23 protein-coding genes are annotated in these 20,813 nt (G+C 41.0%); 12 read left to right on the top strand and 11 right to left on the bottom strand.

Annotated elements, in window-relative coordinates:
* Positions 1–227 precede the first annotated feature (227 nt).
* Entirely contained in the window at positions 228–527 is a 300-nt protein-coding gene (locus G8D99_RS03520; protein WP_166322697.1) for a hypothetical protein, read from the top strand.
* A gap of 102 nt (positions 528–629) precedes the next feature.
* Here the strand turns inward: G8D99_RS03520 and G8D99_RS03515 are convergent, their stop codons facing one another.
* Positions 630–1,094 carry a hypothetical protein gene (locus G8D99_RS03515; RefSeq protein ID WP_166322695.1) on the bottom strand — a complete coding sequence of 155 codons (465 nt, stop codon included), beginning with the start codon at positions 1,092–1,094 and terminating at the stop codon, positions 630–632.
* Between the two features lie 197 nt (positions 1,095–1,291).
* Between G8D99_RS03515 and G8D99_RS03510 the strand changes: the two genes are divergently transcribed.
* Together G8D99_RS03510 and G8D99_RS03505 are read left to right on the top strand one after the other, a co-directional pair.
* The gene (locus tag G8D99_RS03510; protein WP_166322693.1) at positions 1,292–1,531 is read left to right on the top strand and encodes a DUF6500 family protein; all 240 of its coding nucleotides are present in this window, start codon (positions 1,292–1,294) and stop codon (positions 1,529–1,531) included.
* 66 nt (positions 1,532–1,597) lie between these two features.
* Entirely contained in the window at positions 1,598–1,942 is a 345-nt protein-coding gene (locus G8D99_RS03505) for a hypothetical protein (protein ID WP_166322691.1), read from the top strand.
* A gap of 60 nt (positions 1,943–2,002) precedes the next feature.
* Here G8D99_RS03505 and G8D99_RS03500 read toward each other — a convergent pair whose 3' ends face one another.
* Positions 2,003–2,842, bottom strand: coding sequence for a hypothetical protein (locus G8D99_RS03500; RefSeq protein WP_166322689.1), 840 nt, complete (start codon positions 2,840–2,842; stop codon positions 2,003–2,005).
* Between the two features lie 167 nt (positions 2,843–3,009).
* Here G8D99_RS03500 and metG point away from each other — a divergent pair, with 167 nt between their 5' ends.
* A complete protein-coding gene (gene metG / locus G8D99_RS03495; protein ID WP_166322687.1) occupies positions 3,010–5,079 on the top strand; it encodes a methionine--tRNA ligase in 2,070 nt (689 codons plus the stop codon).
* Positions 5,080–5,384: 305 nt separating this feature from the next.
* Positions 5,385–6,155, top strand: a complete 771-nt coding sequence (locus tag G8D99_RS03490; protein WP_166322685.1) for an SEL1-like repeat protein — start codon at positions 5,385–5,387, stop codon at positions 6,153–6,155.
* Between the two features lie 28 nt (positions 6,156–6,183).
* On the opposite strand, the gene G8D99_RS03485 is transcribed toward G8D99_RS03490, so the two are convergent.
* Positions 6,184–7,278 carry a DUF6670 family protein gene (locus tag G8D99_RS03485; protein WP_166322683.1) on the bottom strand — a complete coding sequence of 365 codons (1,095 nt, stop codon included), beginning with the start codon at positions 7,276–7,278 and terminating at the stop codon, positions 6,184–6,186.
* Positions 7,279–7,492: 214 nt separating this feature from the next.
* Here G8D99_RS03485 and G8D99_RS03480 point away from each other — a divergent pair, with 214 nt between their 5' ends.
* Positions 7,493–8,362, top strand: coding sequence for an IS982 family transposase (locus G8D99_RS03480; protein ID WP_166322681.1), 870 nt, complete (start codon positions 7,493–7,495; stop codon positions 8,360–8,362).
* A 34-nt stretch (positions 8,363–8,396) separates the two neighbouring features.
* On the opposite strand, the gene G8D99_RS03475 is transcribed toward G8D99_RS03480, so the two are convergent.
* The gene (locus tag G8D99_RS03475) at positions 8,397–9,020 is read right to left on the bottom strand and encodes a LysE family translocator (protein ID WP_166322679.1); all 624 of its coding nucleotides are present in this window, start codon (positions 9,018–9,020) and stop codon (positions 8,397–8,399) included.
* Positions 9,021–9,185: 165 nt separating this feature from the next.
* On the bottom strand, positions 9,186–9,395 hold the full coding sequence (locus tag G8D99_RS03470) for an NF038215 family lipoprotein (RefSeq protein WP_166322677.1): 210 nt from the start codon (positions 9,393–9,395) through the stop codon (positions 9,186–9,188).
* 201 nt (positions 9,396–9,596) lie between these two features.
* Here G8D99_RS03470 and G8D99_RS03465 point away from each other — a divergent pair, with 201 nt between their 5' ends.
* From G8D99_RS03465 to G8D99_RS03455, 3 genes are read left to right on the top strand one after another with little or no spacing between them, the layout of a single operon-like run.
* The gene (locus G8D99_RS03465) at positions 9,597–10,145 is read left to right on the top strand and encodes a TetR/AcrR family transcriptional regulator (protein WP_166322675.1); all 549 of its coding nucleotides are present in this window, start codon (positions 9,597–9,599) and stop codon (positions 10,143–10,145) included.
* 9 nt (positions 10,146–10,154) lie between these two features.
* Entirely contained in the window at positions 10,155–11,804 is a 1,650-nt protein-coding gene (locus tag G8D99_RS03460; protein WP_166322673.1) for an MFS transporter, read from the top strand.
* A gap of 54 nt (positions 11,805–11,858) precedes the next feature.
* Complete coding sequence (locus G8D99_RS03455) at positions 11,859–13,106, top strand: HlyD family secretion protein (protein ID WP_166322671.1); 1,248 nt, start codon at positions 11,859–11,861, stop codon at positions 13,104–13,106.
* A gap of 78 nt (positions 13,107–13,184) precedes the next feature.
* Here G8D99_RS03455 and G8D99_RS03450 read toward each other — a convergent pair whose 3' ends face one another.
* The gene (locus G8D99_RS03450) at positions 13,185–13,859 is read right to left on the bottom strand and encodes a D-Ala-D-Ala carboxypeptidase family metallohydrolase (protein ID WP_166322669.1); all 675 of its coding nucleotides are present in this window, start codon (positions 13,857–13,859) and stop codon (positions 13,185–13,187) included.
* A 226-nt stretch (positions 13,860–14,085) separates the two neighbouring features.
* On the opposite strand from G8D99_RS03450, the gene G8D99_RS03445 reads away from it, so the two are divergent.
* Both G8D99_RS03445 and G8D99_RS03440 read left to right on the top strand, forming a co-directional pair.
* On the top strand, positions 14,086–14,976 hold the full coding sequence (locus tag G8D99_RS03445; RefSeq protein WP_166322667.1) for a 1-aminocyclopropane-1-carboxylate deaminase/D-cysteine desulfhydrase: 891 nt from the start codon (positions 14,086–14,088) through the stop codon (positions 14,974–14,976).
* Between the two features lie 65 nt (positions 14,977–15,041).
* Entirely contained in the window at positions 15,042–16,241 is a 1,200-nt protein-coding gene (locus tag G8D99_RS03440) for a BaiN/RdsA family NAD(P)/FAD-dependent oxidoreductase (RefSeq protein ID WP_166322665.1), read from the top strand.
* A gap of 147 nt (positions 16,242–16,388) precedes the next feature.
* On the opposite strand, the gene G8D99_RS03435 is transcribed toward G8D99_RS03440, so the two are convergent.
* From G8D99_RS03435 to G8D99_RS03420, 4 genes are all read right to left on the bottom strand, one after another.
* Positions 16,389–16,532, bottom strand: coding sequence for a hypothetical protein (locus G8D99_RS03435; RefSeq protein WP_166322663.1), 144 nt, complete (start codon positions 16,530–16,532; stop codon positions 16,389–16,391).
* A 188-nt stretch (positions 16,533–16,720) separates the two neighbouring features.
* On the bottom strand, positions 16,721–16,924 hold the full coding sequence (locus G8D99_RS03430; RefSeq protein ID WP_166322661.1) for a hypothetical protein: 204 nt from the start codon (positions 16,922–16,924) through the stop codon (positions 16,721–16,723).
* A gap of 144 nt (positions 16,925–17,068) precedes the next feature.
* A complete protein-coding gene (locus tag G8D99_RS03425; RefSeq protein WP_166322659.1) occupies positions 17,069–18,700 on the bottom strand; it encodes a mechanosensitive ion channel in 1,632 nt (543 codons plus the stop codon).
* A gap of 248 nt (positions 18,701–18,948) precedes the next feature.
* A complete protein-coding gene (locus G8D99_RS03420; RefSeq protein WP_166322657.1) occupies positions 18,949–19,224 on the bottom strand; it encodes a hypothetical protein in 276 nt (91 codons plus the stop codon).
* Between the two features lie 168 nt (positions 19,225–19,392).
* Between G8D99_RS03420 and G8D99_RS03415 the strand changes: the two genes are divergently transcribed.
* Positions 19,393–19,815: a hypothetical protein gene (locus G8D99_RS03415; RefSeq protein ID WP_166327484.1), complete on the top strand. Its 423-nt coding sequence runs from the start codon at positions 19,393–19,395 to the stop codon at positions 19,813–19,815.
* A 175-nt stretch (positions 19,816–19,990) separates the two neighbouring features.
* Here G8D99_RS03415 and G8D99_RS03410 read toward each other — a convergent pair whose 3' ends face one another.
* On the bottom strand, positions 19,991–20,752 hold the full coding sequence (locus tag G8D99_RS03410) for a ferredoxin--NADP reductase (RefSeq protein ID WP_166322655.1): 762 nt from the start codon (positions 20,750–20,752) through the stop codon (positions 19,991–19,993).
* Positions 20,753–20,813: the final 61 nt, after the last annotated feature.

Genomic DNA, 20,813 nt, shown 5'->3' with positions numbered 1-20,813 from the left:
CAAAGATGGACATACAGCTGAATCAGTTAGTTTAGCCTTAAATGTGCTTGAGGTTAAGTATTCTAAGACCATGGATGAGGATTCTCATGCCCCTGTTAGCACACTGACACAGCTGAATCCTATTAAAAGATCAATAAATTCAACCAAAGTATCACTCACCATGATTTGTGTTATTTAAATCACACTTCTATACTCATAATGTGAATTCAGATAAAGAGAGATACTTGATGAAAAAAATCATGGCACTGATTTTAGCACTGTCCTGTTCTGGCATTGTGTTTGCCAGCATGACCGAAACCTATAGTTTCCGTACCGCAACCAACCAAACCATTACCGTTGGCGATAGTTTAGATCAATTGATTGATCGCACTGCACAGTCCCCCCAGTCGATGAAAACGACGGCGTGGCATGAAGGTACAAATACGGTAAATGCGATGCAATATGAATATAATATTGGTGAAAATATTTATGCAGTCACGGTGGTGAATAACCAAGTGCGCAAAATTGAGTACCGTAAAAATATCTAATACTTGGATTTAACGTCATTTTCATTCGCCTGATATGTTCAATAAAAAAGAGTGATTGAATCACTCTTTTTTTGTTCAAAACGTTTGATCAAAGAATGAATTTTAAGCTTTGTCGTTGCCTTTAAATTTGTTTAAGGTTTCGGTTGCTTTCTTCTTTAAATCATCCAATTTTTCTGTGGCTTGAACTTTAAGCTCATCAAGTTTCACTGTTGCATCATGTTTAAGCTCAGTAGCCTTTAACTTGGCCTCTTCCAATTTATGGCTGGCTTCAGTTTTTAAATGATCAAATTTCTCATGCGCTTGATCTTTTAAATCAGCTGCCTTGGTTTTGGCTTCATCCACTTTATCGTTGGTTGTCGCTTTATGTTCAGCTTGCTTTGCTTCAGTGTCTCGTTTGAGTTCATCGAGCTTTTTCTCACCTTCAAGCTTGGCTTCTTTGGCTGAATGTTTTAAATCATCCAACGCTTTTTCACCGTCTAATTTTACTTCTTGCGCTTTATGCTTAATATCCGCACCTAAATCAGCTGCTTTATCTTTCAATTGCTCTACATTTTTATTGTTGCTCATGTCTGCACCTCTGATGGGATTGATCTCTGGATGAATCATTAAATTGTCTAACAATTATTTATACAGCATTTCATTCACTTGCATGTTTTTAGCATCATTTTGCAACAAAGTGACTACATGCTGTTGCGCAGTATTTTTTGCTTACAAGTGTTACAGTCATTTTTTAAACATCAAAAATGACCGTTAGAAGTAAAACGATGCCAGATACTCAAAAAACCAAACTTGATTCGAAGCTAAAACAAAAAATTATTCAAATTTGCGAAAATAAAATCAGACAGAAAGGTGACAATGTCGGCTTATCGTTTTATGCCTTCTTTGCCAATAAAAATGATGATCCAGACACTTTAATGCAAGTTGCAACATGGTGGATCCAAACGCATCGATTGGATCATTTTGAAAAAGCGACCAAAATTAAACAGCTCATAGTGCAAGATTAAAACTAAAGTATGAGCAATTATCTTGGTATATAGTGAGCTATATTTTTGATTAAGGACAGTTAAAATATGAGCCAAAGCGAGTTATCTGAAGCAACATTATGGTGGGGAATCAATATAAGAACAGGCGTTGTGAATTTTGATAATCTTTCTTGGTTGAATAGTGATTACAAGCTAAATAAAAATTCTTTCTTAGATTTTTCTGAAGATTTATTACAAATAAAATTTTTAGAGAAAAACATAGTACTAGATGTGGGTTGGTATAAATATAATGGTAAAGGTAATGGATATTTTAAGGTTTGCCTGATCAAAGATCAGAATTGGGAAAAAGTTCTCACCTACCGTCATTGTAGAAAAGCTTGTACTCTAAAAAAAGAGATCAAAGAACTAATAAATCGTGTTGATTCATATTAGATTTGAAAGAAGTATAGCAATAAGAAGGTAAATATTTATTTACCTTCTTTATGTAAATCTTTATTTTCTTAAGGTACTCATAAAGCTGACTGCTGAGAACAACCAAATAAACAAGATAAAACTACGTTCCTGATTGAAGTTGTCAACATCCGTGCCATGCAACATATTGTGTCGGGTCATGGTCACAGTAGAACTACTGTCCATTTTGTAGGCTGCCAACTCTGCAAAATAACGATTTAATTCACCGGCAATTTTTGATTTATGCCACAAGCTCTTAATTTCATTGCCCTTTAAACCGGGTACGATTTTATACACATCGACCAATTTGGTTTGGCTCTGTTTTAAGAAGCCTTGCTCAATCAGTACATCGGTCAACAGCCCTTCGAGTTGTGCATAAATCACAGGGATACAGCCTGCATAACATTCAAGTTGATACAACTTAAAGGCTTCCTGCAAAATCACACGGCGTTGGGCTTTACGCTCAGTAATCTCTAACGCATCAAAGGCATTAAAAAATTCAGTTTGGAAATATTCGGTATTGATCAATTCAAGCAAATTGAACTGCGCAGCATCAACTTCATGCTTTTGAATCAAGCTCCAAAAATGCATAAAATTTAAAGCATCATTGGCAATTTTGGCATCGAGAGGTTGATCGAGCTCATCGGCAAGCACATCAAAATACGATTCTTTTTGTGCCAATTGACGCAGGCTTTGAATCAGTAAACTGTGTTCAGCCTCAACAATGTCCTGCCAATATTGATGTGCTAACTCCAAAATTGTTTTGCCCAAGACTTTTTGAGTTTTGTGTTGAGGAATACGGGTCACCTCACGATCAAACTGATCATCTTGAAAGTCATCATGTTCAAAATCGTCATAACGATCATTATGGGGCTTGGTCATGGCTTTCTCATTGGTATCACTTTAACTCAACATTATCGCTGTTATTGTGCGTTGAATATATAAAAATCTACTTTTCAGTCGAATTGATCGAAACCTTTGTGCATCTCACATGCAAGTCATGTAAAATTAGCCACCTTGCATACACGACGAATGAGAGAGTTATATCCGTGCGTAATATCTTAGTCACTAACGCCCTTCCATACGCCAATGGTCCTATCCATATGGGTCACTTACTCGGTTATATCCAAGCAGATATTTGGGTTCGTGCCATGCGTGCTATGGGTCATGATGTGACTTATGTCTGCGCGGATGATGCTCACGGTACAGCCATCATGCTTCGTGCTGAAGCCAATGGCATTTCGCCTGAAGCGCAAATTGCCAATGTTCAAAAAGAACATATGCGTGATTTTGATGGCTTTGGTGTTCACTTTGACCATTATGATTCAACCAACAGCGATGCCAACAAAGCACGTGCTTCTGAGATTTATATTAAAAACCGTGAAGCAGGCAATATCGCGGTTCGTCCTGTAACTCAGTTATTCGATCCTGAAAAAAGCATGTTCTTGTCAGACCGTTTCATTAAAGGGACTTGCCCGAAATGTAAAGCGGAAGATCAGTATGGCGATTCATGCGAAGTGTGTGGTGCAACCTACAATGCGACTGAATTGTTGAATCCAAAATCAACCTTAAGCGGTGCTGCACCTGTCGAGAAATCTTCAGATCACTACTTCTTTAAACTGCCGAATTTTGGTGAATACCTACAAAAGTGGACACGCGATGAAGGTCGTTTACCTGTGTCGATTGCCAACAAACTGGATGAATGGTTTGAAGCGGGCTTAAACGATTGGGATATTTCTCGTGATGCACCGTATTTTGGTTTTGAAATTCCTGATGCACCCAACAAATACTTCTATGTTTGGGTCGATGCGCCAATTGGTTATATGTCGAGTTTTGAAAACTACATCAAAAGCAAACGTCCAGAACTCAACTTCGAAGACTACTGGAAGAAAGATTCTAAAAATGAGGTGTATCACTTCATTGGTAAAGACATCGTTTATTTCCACGCATTGTTCTGGCCTGCAATGCTTGAAGGTGCAAACTACCGTACCCCAACAGGTTTATTCGTAAACGGCTTCTTGACTGTGAATGGTCAGAAGATGTCGAAATCTCGCGGTACCTTCATCAAAGCTGAGACTTACTTACAGCACTTGAACCCTGAATACCTACGTTACTACTTCGCCTCTAAACTTTCTGACAAAGTTGAAGATTCTGACTTGAACCTTGATGATTTCGTTCAAAAAGTGAATTCTGACTTGGTCGGTAAAGTGGTGAACATTGCCAGTCGTTGTGCGAAATTCATTAATACCAAGTTTGACAATAAACTTTCTGTGACTTGTGCAGAGCCTGAATTGGTTCAAAGCTTTATTGATGCAGGTGCGTCGATCGCTGCGCAATACGAAGCGCGTGAGTTCTCTGCTGCGATTCGTGAAATCATGGCGCTTGCAGACAAAGCCAACCAATACATCGATGAGAAAAAGCCTTGGGCTTTGGCTAAAATCGAAGGTGAAGACCAACAAGTGCATGACGTATGCTCTGTGGGTATTAACCTATTCCGTCAATTGGCGGTTTACCTTGCACCTGTATTGCCAACTTTGGCTCAGCAAGTTCAAAACTTCTTGCAACTCGATGCTTTTGACTTCGCTTCTCGTGAAACGATTTTAGTCGGTCATGAAATTGCATTGTTCCAACCACTCATGCAACGTGTTGACCCGAAAGCTGTTGCTGCTATGGTCGATGCCTCTAAAGACTCTTTAGCTGCCCCTGCTGAAGCACCAAAAGCTGAGAAGAAAAAAGAGAAAGTTAAAGAGAAGAAAGCTGAACCTAAAGTCGGTGAAGCTGCTCTTAACACAAGCACCATTGGCATCGAAGACTTTATGAAAATTGACTTACGAGTAGCGGAAGTTCTTGAAGCTGCAACAGTTGAAGGTTCAGATAAACTTCTTCAATTGACTTTAAATGTCGGTGAAGCTGAGCCACGTAACGTATTTAGCGGTATTCGTGAGTTCTATGAGCCTCAAGACCTAAAAGGCAAATTGGTGGTGATGGTAGCAAACCTTGCACCACGTAAGATGCGTTTTGGTATTTCTAACGGTATGGTTTTAGCTGCAGGTAATAGCGACGGTGTTTGGGTGATTTCACCTGAATCTGGTGCTAAACCGGGTGATAAAGTGTCTTAAGATTTAAGTCTTAGATAAGAAAAAGCCTCTACATTGTAGGGGCTTTTTTTGTTTTACCCTCACTCCCTTGCGCAACATTGCTGTTCATCTCCTAAAAGGAGAGGGAAATTCTTTTTAACTTACAAGGCAGTAGTCAATCAAATGACTCGCGTCATGAATGTCGCCCGTTCGTTAGGGGTACACGAACTTGTTCTATAACTAACAAAGGGGTTTTATTACTTTTAACCCAACAAAATGAGGATTAAATTTTCTAAATTTCCATAAATCTGCTAATCTTTTAGCCAAATAAAATTAATTAAGAAAATATGAAAGCGCTTCTACTTCTCTTAACATGTATCGTTTCCACTCTAAGCATTGCATCAGTCAATGAAACTAATTACACATTTAGCGCTAATGTGCAAAGCGTAAAAGACCGCTACCAAAAACTATTAAATGCCTATATGTCAGACCCCAATGATCCGATATCCCCAGAGTACTCTAAAGAATTAACCACACTGTTAAAAGAAGGCAAAGAAACAAAGCTGAAAACTTATTTTGAGCAACAAACTGCTAGCTATATAAAACATCTTAAAAGCGATATCCAAAAAGGTGATCAATCTGCTTCCATGGCATTATTGGAATATGTACTCTTTTTCCAAAATGATGAAATAAGAAATGAGTTAGATCTCAAACCCATTGAGTACTTATCGGATCAAGATAATGCTTATGCATCTTATTTATTGGCGCAATATTATGGTGATCATTCACCACAATATATGACTTATTTAGAAAAGGCAGGTCATCAAGGTTCTCCTATCGCACAGCGCACATTGGTAGATGAATACAATTTTAGACGTCCGATTGAACAACAAGACGAAGAAAAGGCTCAATATTGGAAAGAACAGGCGATTAAATCAATGGGCGAAGATGCTTATCAAGAAGAAGTATGTAAACTAGCGAACTGTGAAACTGGAAGTTTTAAAATGGTTGATTTTTCAAAACTGATTGAAGACGAACCTGTAGACTCACCTGCCCGTGTAGCTTCTGACATGCTCAAACAAAATCATGACTCATCTGAACAAGATGATGAAAAATGACTGTTGAATATTATCCCCAGTTAATCATTCAACGCCGATCAATAAACTCCAAATATCCTCGTCCCTCAGCCTTTTGACCTTTAAACTCCCCTGTCCATTGATAACTACTTACATACCCCGCTGCCAAACCATAACAATACGGCGTATCCACCACTGCTAAAAGCTCTAATACCTTTTCCCCTTGATGATGCACCACCCAACGAAACGACTGCGGAACTTCCATCGCATGACCATCAGGGGTCATCATCGACTCGGTTTTTAAAGCCACCACTTCAAAAAAAGCATCATCATATTGAATAGATGTACCATCGACATGACGGTACGACACGGCAGTGTAAGCCGGCTGACCAAATGCCCCCACAAATGCCAACACCAATTGTGATTCATCATCTAAATTAATCACTTGATAAGTAAATGAGTTCAAAGGCAAGGTCAAATGACGTGATAAAAAGCGCTCTGGCAACATCGATACTGCTATGGCTTTCCAATGCTCAAGCGTACACAAACCTGAAACTTCAACCGTATGACCCTGTTGGGTAATCGTGCCGGTATAACGCATCAGCACACTAAAATGCTGATAGATTTGACTGTGAGCAAACCAAGTCAAAGCATCGGTGGGGGTTAAGGTTAAATCGACTTTTAAATCTTCAAGATTAGATACCAGACGGTATGTCCCGTCTTGTTCATACAGCGAGGAATCTTCGGCAAAATCGATTCGAAACGGGCTTTGTTGGAACTGAAGTTGCTCTTCAATCGAGTAAATCCGATAAGCTTCTTTGGCATCTGACAAGGCTGTACCATGCACCAAAGTGGCGGTATTTGCAGGCGTATGCGGGCACAATGTTGGACAGACTTTAGTGATCTTTGCCCCCACATCACCAATGACAGAGGCATAAGACAAATAGCGATACGGCTCAGGTAAATCTGGAATCATGATGCCGTAATGAGTACTGGCAAATTGCGGATGGAACACATGCGCATCAAAATTATAATCACGTGGAAGATTCGCCTGTTTACATGCAGGCACAGCACCTAAAAATTTGGTGCCCAATTGTCCAAGGCGGTATTTGACTTTGTGTTGGACGGTTTTATTTTGAGGTTTACTTCTTAGAAGAGTTTGCATACATCACTCAGGGAGAAAGACATATTTCTACCCTACTGTGATGTCGCATTAAAGTTCATAGCCGATCAGGACTGCACAATGTGATTAAGGGTCACAAAGTACGTATTGTTAGACAATATATAAACCTGAATCGCGGATAAGAAATTAACTTGAAAAATAGAAGGACTAGAGCCATCAGTTGAGTTACCACACAAAACTTAAAACTCTAGTCCCGATGTTTAATAGTACCGAATTATTTTGCGTAATTGATGATTTCTTTCTCAAATTTGAAACAACCTACTGGAATTTTCTTAAACAAAGTCGTCGTTTCTCCAGAGTCCGAACCGCTCATTTGAGTATCTCAGAAATCACTTTTATTGCGATCTGGTATAAATGTTCTCATTTCAATAATTTCAAAGCATTTTTCACATGGTTGAAACAGGATAAAAATCATTTATTTAAAAGCTTACCCTGTTACCAACGGATGATTCATCTGATCAATAGACATCAATTAGCTCTACACGCTTTACATGTGGCGCTAATGAAAGACCAAGATACACAATATTTATGGATTGATTCAACGACTTTGCCAGTTTGTAAAAATCAACGTATTCAACGCCATAAATCTTTAGCTAAAATTGCATCTCGTGGTAAAAGTTCAATGGGCTGGTTTTATGGCTGTAAATTGCACATTGCAATGAACCAATTTGGGGAAATTGCTTGTTCTGCTTTATCGAATGGACATGTTGCTGACATAAAAATGGTTGAGAGACTCGTTAAAGAGATGGAAGCAAAGTTGTATGGAGATCGTGGCTATATTAGTCAAGAACTGAAGAGTAGGTTGAAAGAGCAAGGCATTGATTTAATTACCTATCATCGAAAAAATATGCAGGCTATACAACTTTCTGATTCAGATAGATATCACTTAAAACAGCGCAATAAGATAGAGACTTTATTCAGTTTATTGAAAGGTCAGTACAATTTAGTGACAAGCAAAGCACGTAGTGTTCATGGATTTCTAGGAGGGATTTACGCGTCCTTGTGTGCATATCAACTGATCCATAAAAATAAGCCAACAATTCAAATTATGGAGTCATCGGCTTAAACAGGATTCGGGTTATATAAAGCTAAGTGCTTGATTATTTCATTCCGAAAATCAGTTTTAGACCCAAGATGGTCATCACACCACCGGCAAGACGGTCGAAAACCGCTTTAAATTTCAAATAGACACGGCGTGGTTTCTCAGAAGACAGTGCCACCGCCAACAGTGAACACCAACCTGCATCAATAAAGAAACACAGTAAAGGCAACACTACGTAAAAATAGCTCGGAATGTCTTTTGGCAACAACGCAGTGAAGATACTCGCCAGAACAATCGCAATTTTGGGATTAGACAACTGTGTGATTAAACCGGTGAAAAACGCACGGCGTAACGACATTTGTTGATTGGCATCATTATGCGTTTGCATCGGTTCTTTGGCATGTTTAATAATTTTAAACGCCAAATACAGCAAATAGATACCACCAAAAATTTTCAACACCAGATAGGCAGACGGCACCGCCAATAAGAAGGCTTGTAAACCTAGCACAGCCAATAGACCAAATACCGCAGCGCCTGTACCCGTACCGAGTGCAGTGAACAAACCATGCTGACGAGAAATGGAAATGGAGTTTTTTGCCACATAAATTGAGGTCGGACCAGGACTCATTGCACCTAACATCAGTGCCAAAGCAATCGAGCCTAAAATGAGTAAAGAATCCAAGTCCACACCTTAAATATGCATTAAGAAATTTTGAACAGCGATTTTACAACCTTTGTCAGCAAAATTCTGCATAAAATTTAAATTACATTGTAGCAATGCCTCGATTATAGGCAGTGAACTGACTATTGCCTGAAATAAGGCATTTTTATCATTGAACATTGAAACTTAAGGTGTCATTGAGGAAGGGCTCAAGTCTTCTATGTTAGCCACAAGCATCGATTTTTGGGTGATTTTAAAATCACGATCATGTACAGGCACACCACCGATGATCATGGTGCGCGCTTCAGTTTTTGGCTTATTGGTTGGATCTTTGATATCACAGGCTTGTATAAACGGCACAAGGCTAAGTGACACGATGATGGCATATTTGTTCATAACCCACCCTGCTTTTGATTGTTATTCTGTATTGAGCATAGCATCTATTGAGCAAAAGTTAACACACAGATTAAATTTTATTCGCATTTAAAATCAAAAATATAGATTAAAAATTACACAAATTTACAGAGTTTATTTTTACTTCGGACAATTTTGTCCGTTTAATATGCAAGATCAATCCACTTCAAAGCAGAGCCTAGCATGAACTCACGTCAACAATTGGCATCGCAAAATCGAGAAGAGTTGTTGGCAGCGGCCATACAGGTCTTTCGAGTTCATGGCATCAATGCGCCCTTACAACTGATTATTGATGAAGCCAAGGTTGGACGTGCGACCTTTTACCGTAATTTTGCTGATCGGCGAGAATTGGTGATTGCCTTGATGAAACAATCTTTCGATCGACTTGAGCAAAAAGCCAAGACACTAGCACAGTTTGATGATGGCTTTATTCAACTGATCCAAGATCATATTTATAACATTCCCTATTTGACCGCCTTAGTCGAATATTGGCGGGTGATTGTCAAAGATGATCCAAGTTTGCAGGCCATGTACCAACGCCGTGACGAAATTTTGCAGCCCCTGATTGATAAAGCGATTGCCACCGGACATTGCCGAGCTGATTTCACCACACGTGACTACAGTATGGTGACTTCCATTCTACGCAGTTCATTACAAGGCTACAGTGAACAAGATCAGCTGAGATTGGCGAAGCGTGCAGTTGAGCTGTTGCTCAATGGCATTAAAGCTTAGGCAAAGCGTATGAGTACTCCATCGCCACGTTTATTGGAAACCCCGCCCGACTGGACTGAAGAAGAAAAGCCCACTTTACCGGGTTCACCAGCATCGATTGCCCATCCGACCTATAAACGTTTTCTATATTTTTTTATTGGCACTTTTATTGCGATTGCAGGCAGTTTAAGTAATGGCTTTATTTCCGCCAATTTGCCTTTAATCCAAGGTGAATACAGTCTTACCCCCTCACAAGCAGCATGGTTACCTGCCGCTTATGTCATGGCCAATGTCAGTTCTAACTTGATTTTATTTAAAGCACGGCAACAGTATGGATTAAGGCTGTTTTCGGAGCTGGCTTTAATTCTGTTTAGTTTGGTGTTGCTGCTGCATATTTTCGTACGTACCTTTGAAATGGCGGTGTTGGTGCGCAGTGTCAGCGGCTTTGTGTCTGCACCCTTAACCTCTTTGGGCATTTACTACATCACCCAAGCCTTTAGACGGGTGCATTTTGTGCGGGGTTTATATTTAGCCTTCGGTTTTCAACAGCTTGGAATGCCGTTGGCGTGGATGATTTCTCCTTACTTGGTCGATGTCCAAGATTGGAAAATCTTTTATACCTTTGAACTGGGTTTGGTACTGTGTTGTTTAGCGATGGTGGTGTCATTAAAACTGCCGCGTAGTGCTCGAATCGAGGTGTTTGAATACCGTGATTTGGTCACCTTTAGTTTGATGGCGACCGGCTTTGCCCTGCTGTGTATTTTGTTGACCCAAGGTCCAATTTTATGGTGGTTTGAAGCGAAATGGCTGGCCTATGTCCTGATCGGTGCAATGCTGTGTTTATTTTTAGGTTTCCTATATGAACATTATCGTGTTAGTCCACTGATCTTTACCCGCTGGATTGGCACATCCATCATGTTGCGCTTTATTTTTGGTGCCTTTGCCATTCGTTTTTTAATGTCTGAGCAAAGTTATGCCGCGGTCAATTTCTTAAAAACCATGGGCATGGGCCCTGATCAGTTTGTCACATTCTATAGCTTAATCTTTCTCGGGATTTTTCTCGGTACTGTGTTCAGCGCATTCACCTTTACAAAGGAATGGGCAACCATTCACCTGTTTAGTGCGGTGATCTTAATTTTAGTGGCCTGTAGCTTGGATTATCACTTGACCAGTGCGGTACGTCCTGCGGATTTCTATTTGAGCCAATTCTTGGTGGGATTTGCCAGCGGTCTGTTTATTGGCCCGCTGATTTTGATTGGCTTCGTCAACATGATGCAAAAAGGCCCAAGCCATATGGTGACTTTTGTGGTGATGCTATCGGCAACCCAAACTTTTGGCGGTTTGATGGGTTCGGCATTTTTCTCGACCTATCAGCAGGTGCGTACCAAAAACTATCAAGCAGAAATCATCAGTCAACTTTCCCCGACCCATCCTATGCTTGAGCAACGTATGCAAAGTTATGCTGTACAAGCCAAAAGCTACACGCTTGATCCAGTGCAAGCGCAAAATCAAGCCCAGCGTACTTTAAGTCAAACGATCAGCAAAGAAGCCCAAGTGCGTGCTTATAGCGACGTAATTGTATTAAACGGCGTATTTGGCGTCCTGCTGTTGCTGTGGCGCATCAGTTTAATGCTGATAGAGAAATATCGAGCCTATAAACAAAAACATATCTTCACTTAGCTGAGTCGACCTTAGACACCATCAGCAGACCTTATTAAAATGAAGAGCATACTCATGTCAGATACCAATAATCAAAACCCAAATCCAAAGTCAGATACAACCTCGCATCAAGACGCTGATCAGCACAGCAGTCACGCCACAGTACAAGATCAAGAGTTAAATGCCAAAGCGCACACAACAACATCCGACCAAGCCTCAGAACAACAGAATCGTTCTACCCCGCCAGCTGCACCGACAGCAGCGCCCATATCAGCGCCGCCAAGTAAGCTGATTTCAACCGATAAAAAAGTCTTGATGATGATGTTGGTCGTGCTGTTGATCGGTATTGCATTGGTATTATGGGCTTGGAAAATTGGCCCTTTCAATACTGCCACCCAATCCACCGATAACAGCTATATCAAAGGCAAAACCACGGTATTGTCTTCACAGATCAATGGCTATGTACAAGAGGTATTGGTCACGGACTTTGACCATGTCAAAAAAGGTCAGGTCTTGATGAAAATTGATGCACGCACCTATGATCAAAAAGTCACTCAAGCTGAGTCAGGCGTGGATCAAGCCAAGAATGCCTTGAGTAATCAAACCCAGATCATTGAACAGCGTAAAGCCGATATTTTGTCTGCGCAAGCCAAAGTCGAACAAATCCGTGCTGCTTATGAGTTGGCCAATGCGCAACTTAATCGTTATGAACAACTCGGTGATAGCGGTGCAGTGTCGAAGTCCGAACAAGACAGCATGAAAGCCGATGCTAAGAATAATTTGGCCCAACTCAAACAAGCGCAAGCCAATGTCATGGTGGCAAAACAAGCCTTAAAAACGGCGCAGGTGGCTGAAGCGGGACTCAAAGCCCAAGTCACCAATGCCCAAGCACAATTTGATCAAGCGGTCACCACCAAGGATTACAGTACTATTATTGCTCCAATGGATGGTCAATTGGGTGAAGTTGCTCCACGCATTGGGCAATATGTTGCTGCCGGTTCACAGCTCATGTATCTGATTCCACAGCAACGTTGGATTATTGCGAATTTTAAAGAAACCCAAATTGCCAATATGAAGATTGGACAACCGGCAAGCTTTGAAGTCGATGCGCTCAATCATCAAAAATTTAGCGGCAAAGTGGAAGAAATCTCGCCTGCCGCAGGTTCTGAGTTTAGTGTGTTAAAGCCGGACAACACCACCGGTAACTTTACCAAAGTGGTGCAGCGTATCTCTGTTCGAATTGCGATTGATCCCCGTCAACAAGGCGCTGAACGGCTGAGTCCTGGGATGTCTGTGGTGACTTCTGTCGATACCTCTCAATAAAATGAAAGTGATTTTCAGGAATTATTCAACATCACCCCAAGCATCTTCTCAACCGACAAAATGATGCGATACAAAACATTATTTTTTAAGACAAGGTGAAGTGGCTGAACCATAGCCAACACCCCATGTGCGGTAGCCTTGTCGATCGATGTGATAACGTTGTTTGCCGTACAGGCCTAAACCCAAGTGTAGTTTTTGACCGTGTTTGTGCAAAAATGCGCAGAGTTTCTGATCCATCGCAGCATCATCCGCATAGGGTTGCAATGATTCATCTAAGGGTTTGAAATCCACCGCATAATTGTTTAAGTGTTTACTGGCTTTAGCCCCTCGCGCGCAATGATTCGCTTCAGGACTGCGATACACAGACACAATTTTATATTCGGCAAAAATACCCTGCTGTTGTAATTGCTCGACCAACTGCAATGCCGGTAACAAGTTGTGCCACATCTGCTTCGGAGGCAGTGCAAATCGGTATTGCTCACAGTCTTGCTCAAAAGGATGCGTATTGACGGTCAAGACATACAGGCTCGGTGGTTGCTTGAAATGGGCTTTAAAATAATCTTCATAAGCCAATAAGGTTTGCGGATTTTGGCTTTGCTTCCACGCATCAAATGCATCCCGATATTCTAATGTTTCAGACTGAGTCTGCGTGGTTTCCGAAACAGCAGCTGACTCAGAAATCGACTGTTTAGAATCACATCCCGTCAGTGCTGAGATCAACCCGATAGCAAGTACAGGAGTGAATTTTTTCAAAATGCTTTGGCATCTACATCTGATTTGAAGATTAAACTTTAGAGGTTGTATTTGGGCTATCCGGCGGAAAATCGTCATTTTTATGGTGCTTATTTTTATCCTATGTTGAGTTTAGCAAAAATACATTGGATGCACCCAACTTGCTAACCCAATCAAATTCAGCGGATCACACCTCTTGTTGGTTATACTGTTTGCTTTAGCTTTATATGTTTTCATTGACAGCGCTATGTTTGACGATATTGCCCTACATTCACCTCACGCCATTCCCTATGACAGCTTATTTTATAAAAATGTAAAAATTACCGTAAAACGACTGGATTTGCTGCATCCACAAATTTCAGGCAATAAATTTTTTAAACTGAAATATAACTTTTTAGAAGCGAAACGCTTAGGCTTTAGCAAAGTCTTGACCTTTGGGGGTGCGTATTCCAATCATATCGCTGCCACAGCCTATGCCGCTGATTACTACGGTTTTGACAGTGTCGGGATGATTCGTGGCGAAGAATTAGCAAATCGGCCTTTAAATCCGACCTTAGCCACGGCGCAAACTCACGGCATGCATTTACATTATGTTTCACGTGAAAAATATAAATCAAAAAACACGCCTGAATTTTTAGCCGAGTTAAATACTCAATTTCCTGAGCATTATCTAATTCCTGAAGGCGGCACCAATGCACTCGCTATTCAAGGGTGTCAAGAAATCCTGAGCGATCATGATCGCACCGATTTTGATGTGATTTGCTGTGCAGTTGGCACCGGTGGGACCCTCACTGGCTTAATTGAAGCGAGTGGTGAACAACAGCAGGTACTGGGTTTTTCTGCCTTAAAAGGTGATTTTTTAACGAATGATGTCAAGCAACTGACCTCAAAAACCCATTGGCACATTAGCGATGGCTACTGCTGTGGGGGCTATGCCAAAACCACAGCTGAGCTGCTGCATTTTATGTACACATTTGAACAAAACTATGCCATTCCCTTGGAGCAGGTCTACACCGCTAAAATGATGCTCGGCATCTTTGATTTGATTGATCAAGGCAAAATGACAAGCGATACACGTCTGTTGGTGATCCATAGCGGTGGCTTACAAGGGCGCTTAACTGAAATGCGATCGATCTGAGATAGTCCTGAAAAAGAAACTGAAATTGACTATAATGCCCTGCTTTAAAATCCCGTGAGTGTGTCATGTCTTTAAATCAATATGATGTCGTAGTGCTTGGTGCAGGTGCATCTGGCTTAATGACTGCCTACATGGCTGCTCAACGTGGACGTAAAGTTTTAGTTTTAGAAAAAGCCAATAAAGTCGGCAAAAAAATTCTGATGTCCGGTGGCGGTAAATGTAACTTTACCAATCTGTATGTTGAGCCTGAAAATTTCATTTCGCATAATCCGCACTTTGTTATTTCTGCACTGACTCGTTATACCAACTGGGATTTTATTGGTTTGGTCTGTGAACACGGCATCGAATACGAAGAGCGCAAACACGGTCAGTTGTTTACCCTAAACGGCGCCAAAGAAATTTTAGCCATGTTATTGGCTGAATGTGAAAAAACCCAATTGGTTGAGATCAAAACCAGCGCTGAAGTCAAAGCAGTGAATGTGGTTGACGGCATCGGTTTTCAAATTGCGACCACGATTGGCCACTATCAGGCTGAATCTGTTGTAGTGGCGACCGGTGGCTTGTCTATTCCGACCCTAGGCGGTTCAGGGATTGGCTATGAGATTGCCAAACAATTTGGTCATCACATTTATGCCACTCGTGCAGGTTTGGTTCCGTTTACTTTTTCAGACAGCTTTAAAGAAGTCACGACTCGCTTGAGCGGTAATGCCGTTGATGCAACCTTGTCGAATACGCTGAATAGCTTTACGGAAGCTTTGCTGTTTACCCATCGTGGTTTAAGTGGTCCAAGTTCTTTACAACTGTCAAATTACTGGGAAGCGGGTCAAAGTTTTAACATCAACTTCCTGCCTTATCTCGATCTGTTTGATTTCTTAAAAACCAAGAAAGCCAGTCAACCTAAAGTGCTACTGCGTACTCTGCTGACTGAACATTTGCCAAAAAGTGTGGTGTTAGAACTACAAAGCTTGATTTGGGCGGATGTTGCTGAAAATGCGATTGGCAATATCAGTGATGAAAAACTCAGTCATGTTGCGGAACGTGTGCAGGGCTTTGAAGTTAAACCCTCAGGCACAGAAGGTTACCGAACTGCCGAAGTGACTTTAGGCGGTGTCGACACCACGGAAGTGTCCTCTAAAACCATGGAAAGTAAAAAACAGCAAGGACTGTACTTTGTGGGTGAGGTGCTGGATGTGTCGGGTCATTTGGGCGGATTCAATTTCCAATGGGCATGGTCATCGGCACATGCAGCATCACAATTCGTTTAAACTGATTTAAATCATTTTAACGTTTAGATCGCAATATCAAAGCCCTCATGTTCGCCATAACCATGAGGGCTTTTTACATAAGGATGCTTAAAGCATTGCCTTGATTCGCTGATCTAAGTGAGATATCAAGGCTGATTGAATAGTGCCTTATTCTAAATAATCTGTGCGAAATAAACTCAGATTAGGTGTGTTTTGAATTCTTAACATTGCCCGCTCCATATTCAAATTTTGCAAGTCTGTAGTCGGGTCTTTAAAGCCTGAAAAAGCTTCAATACATTCGGTTTTATCCATGTAGAGATCATTTTTAACATGACTGCATTCTCCCATTGATTTGTTTTGATTTAAGCCATACATCCATGAATGGCTTTTCGTTTTTCTTGAATAGTTCCATAAAAGACTTTGATTTTAAACACCTATTCTCTTTATGCGCTGTGCTTATGAAATTCTTTCAGCTTAAACCGATTTAAAAACGTCTTCAATCATGAGGGTTTTTGTTCAGAATTTTCCGGCTCGATCGCATTTTGCTTTAAGGGCTCTTGCTGCACAGGTTCTTGTTCACGCGTTTTATTTGGCTCAGCTTTGGCAAAGACAAACTTATAGGCACTGGCTAAAAAGCCAATGGTCACCCCTGCAATCACAATGGGGGCTAAAAATTTATTCGGTTGTTTGTTGTGTTTATTCAATTTTATTCTCCTCACTATTAAAAAGGACCATCCACTTGATTGTGGATGATCCTTTGGGTAACACGCAAGTCAATCTAAGTCTATCTTTGGTAAAAATCGTACGTGTTAATCTTGCATAAGCATGAACTCAATCTTAGTTAAACATTAAAGATTGGAATCATCTTCAGGCTTAGGTGGCGTGACCGGATTCGGTTGAACATGCGCTGCTGCCGGATTCAAACTTGATGCTGACTGTTCAGGCGTTGTAGGTGCAACTGTTGAACTCGGCTGTGCCGTCATCAGATCGTCTTTGATTGGGTTCGGCAATTTTGCATCTTGCTTGGCTTTATCAATCAAATCAGTCAGCACACGTTCTGCCGGTTGACGACCACCTAAACCAAAGGCCAAAGCAAATGCAACCGCCACAGAGCCCAAAGTCAGACCAAAGGCTAAATTCACTATCGAATCGGCAATGCCCATGGCACGTAGACCCATGGCAACCACTAAGCCCATAATCAAGACACGGACTAAATTGCCTAACCAACGTGAACTGTTATATTCACCGCGTTGCACCACATTTGCAACAATATTGGCCAACCAGAAACCAATGACCAAGATCACTGCACCCAACATGATGCTGGCGCCAAATTGGATAAACATCGCAATTAAGCCACTGACTTGTTCGAAGCCCAAGCGATTGGCTGCTTCAGACACCGCAAATAACATGGTGAAGAAAACTATCAGATAACCCACGATGCATGACACTTTGGTGGTGCCCAAGAAGCGTTGTAGATCCAGTTTAGCCGGAATATCATCGACCCCTGTACCTGAGATCACTTCAACCACCAGTTTCGCCACAAAACGTGACACCACATAAGCCAAAATCAGAATCAGACCCGCAGCAATAATATGCGGGATGGCATTCATGATTTCATACAGCATTGCGGTGGCAGGTTGAGAAATGGCTTCAATGCCTAAGGTTTCAAACGCCACAATCAATGCGGTAATGATCACTAAGGCAAATACAAACGAACCCAAGACTTTGGGTAAATTCGAGTTTTTAAATAAGCCAATCTTTTCTGCTTGTTGTTGTACGCTTAAACTGCTGAGTAGTCCCTCAACAATACCACGTACAATTTTTGCCAAGATATAACCGACAAAAACAATCACCCCTGCCATAAAGATATTCGGCAAGTACAACACAGCTTCATTGACCATGTTCTGAACAGGATAAAGCAATCCGTTCAAACCCAAGATCGACAGTACAATCGGTAAAAATAAAAGTAGAATCAACCAATACACAATTTCACTGATGTTTTGGCTGATGGGACTCACACCCACATCTTGACTGAGCTTTTCATCAAGTTGAGTACGATTGAGTAAATTGTTAAGACCGACTTTGATCAGATTGGCCACAATCCATCCGACAAACCCAACCGCCACAGCCGCCAGCAAAGTCGGAATGAATAGCAAGAACTGTTGAATCATGCTACTAAACGGACCACTGATACTGTTCAGGTTTAAAACATTCAGTGCCCCAATCACGGCAATAATCATCACCACCCAAAACACGACTCGTGCAATGATATTTTCAATATTTGAGCGGTGTCCTGTTGCACCAGAGAGTCGGGTATTGGTGTTCAGCTTGGCCAAGACTTTACGCACAGCAGAAGCAACAATCAGTGCAATAATCCAACCGACCAACAAAATCGCAATTGCGGCAAGAATTGGATGAAATTGCTCCCAATAATACATGGCATCGAACCCACCTCGACGGTAGGCATCATAATTATTCATCTTCTTTATCCTCTTTTTTATTCTATAAAATTTATCTGATAGGTGATTTTAAAGTGACTTCATAATTCAATTGATTGATCCATCATTTACCACCTTAAAACTTGGTTGATTTTTATTCAACTCCAAAATGCAAAACACTAACAAATCATTGATTCTTTTGTGACCTTAAACCCCTAGCCCACAAAAAAGCCCTAGTTAAACTAGGGCTTTTAGATGTTCATTGAAATGCATTATCAATGAGTTAGGCTTTAACGGTCAGTGGCTGTCGCAGTGTTGGACTCGTGTTGCACAGTATCATCCACCGCGGTTGCGGTCGCATTGTTGGAATCTTTTTCAGACGTTGCAGGAATGGACGTGTCTGCAGGCACTTCCCCCGGTTTCGGATCACGATCTGCGACCATATAGAAAATTAAAGAGGCTAGAAAAATACCCACAATAATCAAAATAAACACAGGAATTCGTCTTCTTTGATTAGAACCCTCTGACTGATTGCCATGGGGTGGTTTATTAAAATCATGTGCCATGTTAGGAAACCCCGCATTGTTATAGTATTAAGGCGTTGAATTTCATAGTAGCAATACATTGTGTTGCTTTGTGTGAATAAACATTGCGAATTCGTACTTGCTTTAAATCCCTGTGCATAATAAAAAATGAGCTATAATATGCTCCCATCTTTTTCGCTGTTGAAGTTTATGAGCTATCTTAGACAAAGTGTCTCTTTAGATTTGGACACAGATGTCACCCATCAATGTTATTTACATAACACACGTGATGGGCATTTGATCGGCATCATTGAATTCACAAAGCCAAGCTATATTTTGAAATGGGGTGATTTGGAATACTTCCGCAGGAAAACAGAAGAATTTTCTGTGATGCCCTTTCCCGAATGTATCAATGCCATTATTATCGACATTCGTAACATTGCCTCTTTTATTGACAATGAAGTGCCGATTATCCCTTGGCGTTTGCTTGAAGAAGATTGCCCGATTCGTTTAGTGGTACCTGCAGATCGTTTAGAACACTATGCCGGACTGTTTGAACCGACGTGGTTAACCAGTAATGTGGAAACCGCGATTCAAGAAATCCGCCAATTTATGGACATGTTTGTACATTAAGTTCCAATCAAAGTTTAAAAAATAAAGCCTCCAACTATGGAGGTTTTTTAAGTCTAATAGGCTTGCATACTCCCTCTCCTTGTCGGAGATGAGTAGCACCGCTACGCAAGAGAGTAGTGAAATACTGGGGCTAGCTGAATTTATCCGCTTCGTTTGAAAAATGAAGCAAAAAGGCTTACCAATAATTTTCCACTGCAATATTACCTTCACCTCGGCGGTTCATGGTTAAGCCACGTGCCTTTAAGGCTTCTTTGGTGTCTTCAACCATTTGTGGATTACCACACAGCATAATATGGGTAGAGGCAGGATTAAATTCCAATCCGGCAAATTTTTCCAATTCACCATTTTCAATCAACACAGGTAAGCGATCATGTAAGGCTGCTTGTGGATCCCGGGTAATAATCGGAATGAATTTAAAACCTGCATGCCCTTCCCCAAAGCTTTCAGCAATCTCTTGAATACGCTCAACATAAGCCAATTCTGATTCAGTTCGAACACTGTAGACCAAATGGATATGCTGATAATTCTGCCAAGTTTCAAAGTCTTGTAACATGGACAGAAACGGCGCCAGACCTGTGCCAGTACCGAGTAACCATAAATCTTGGGGTAACGGTAACTGGTAACGAGCCAAGGTTAAATAACCATAAGGATTTTTTTCCAAGTACAGCTCATCGCCCACTTTCAGATGTTGAAGATTTGAAGTAAATGCACCATCAGGCACCACAATTGAAAAGAACTCTAAAGTTTCATCAAAGGGTGATGACACCACCGAATAGGCTCTGACCACCAACTCCTCGCCGACCATTAAACCAATGCGCGCAAATTGACCTGCAGTAAATTTAAAATGAGCAGGTCGAGTTAAGGTAAAACTAAATAAAGTATTGGTCCAACGATGAACAGACAACACTTTTTCTAGGCTAAATTTCTCAATTGACATAATTTCAACGTGGCACGACAGACTGTGCTCATGTTAGCATGACAGTGAGGGTGTTTGAAAT

This window comes from Acinetobacter lanii, assembly GCF_011578285.1.
In the GTDB taxonomy this organism is placed as follows: domain Bacteria; phylum Pseudomonadota; class Gammaproteobacteria; order Pseudomonadales; family Moraxellaceae; genus Acinetobacter; species Acinetobacter lanii.
The sequence above is the reverse complement of the archived record's forward strand: the minus strand, read 5'-3'. Positions and strand labels throughout refer to the sequence as shown.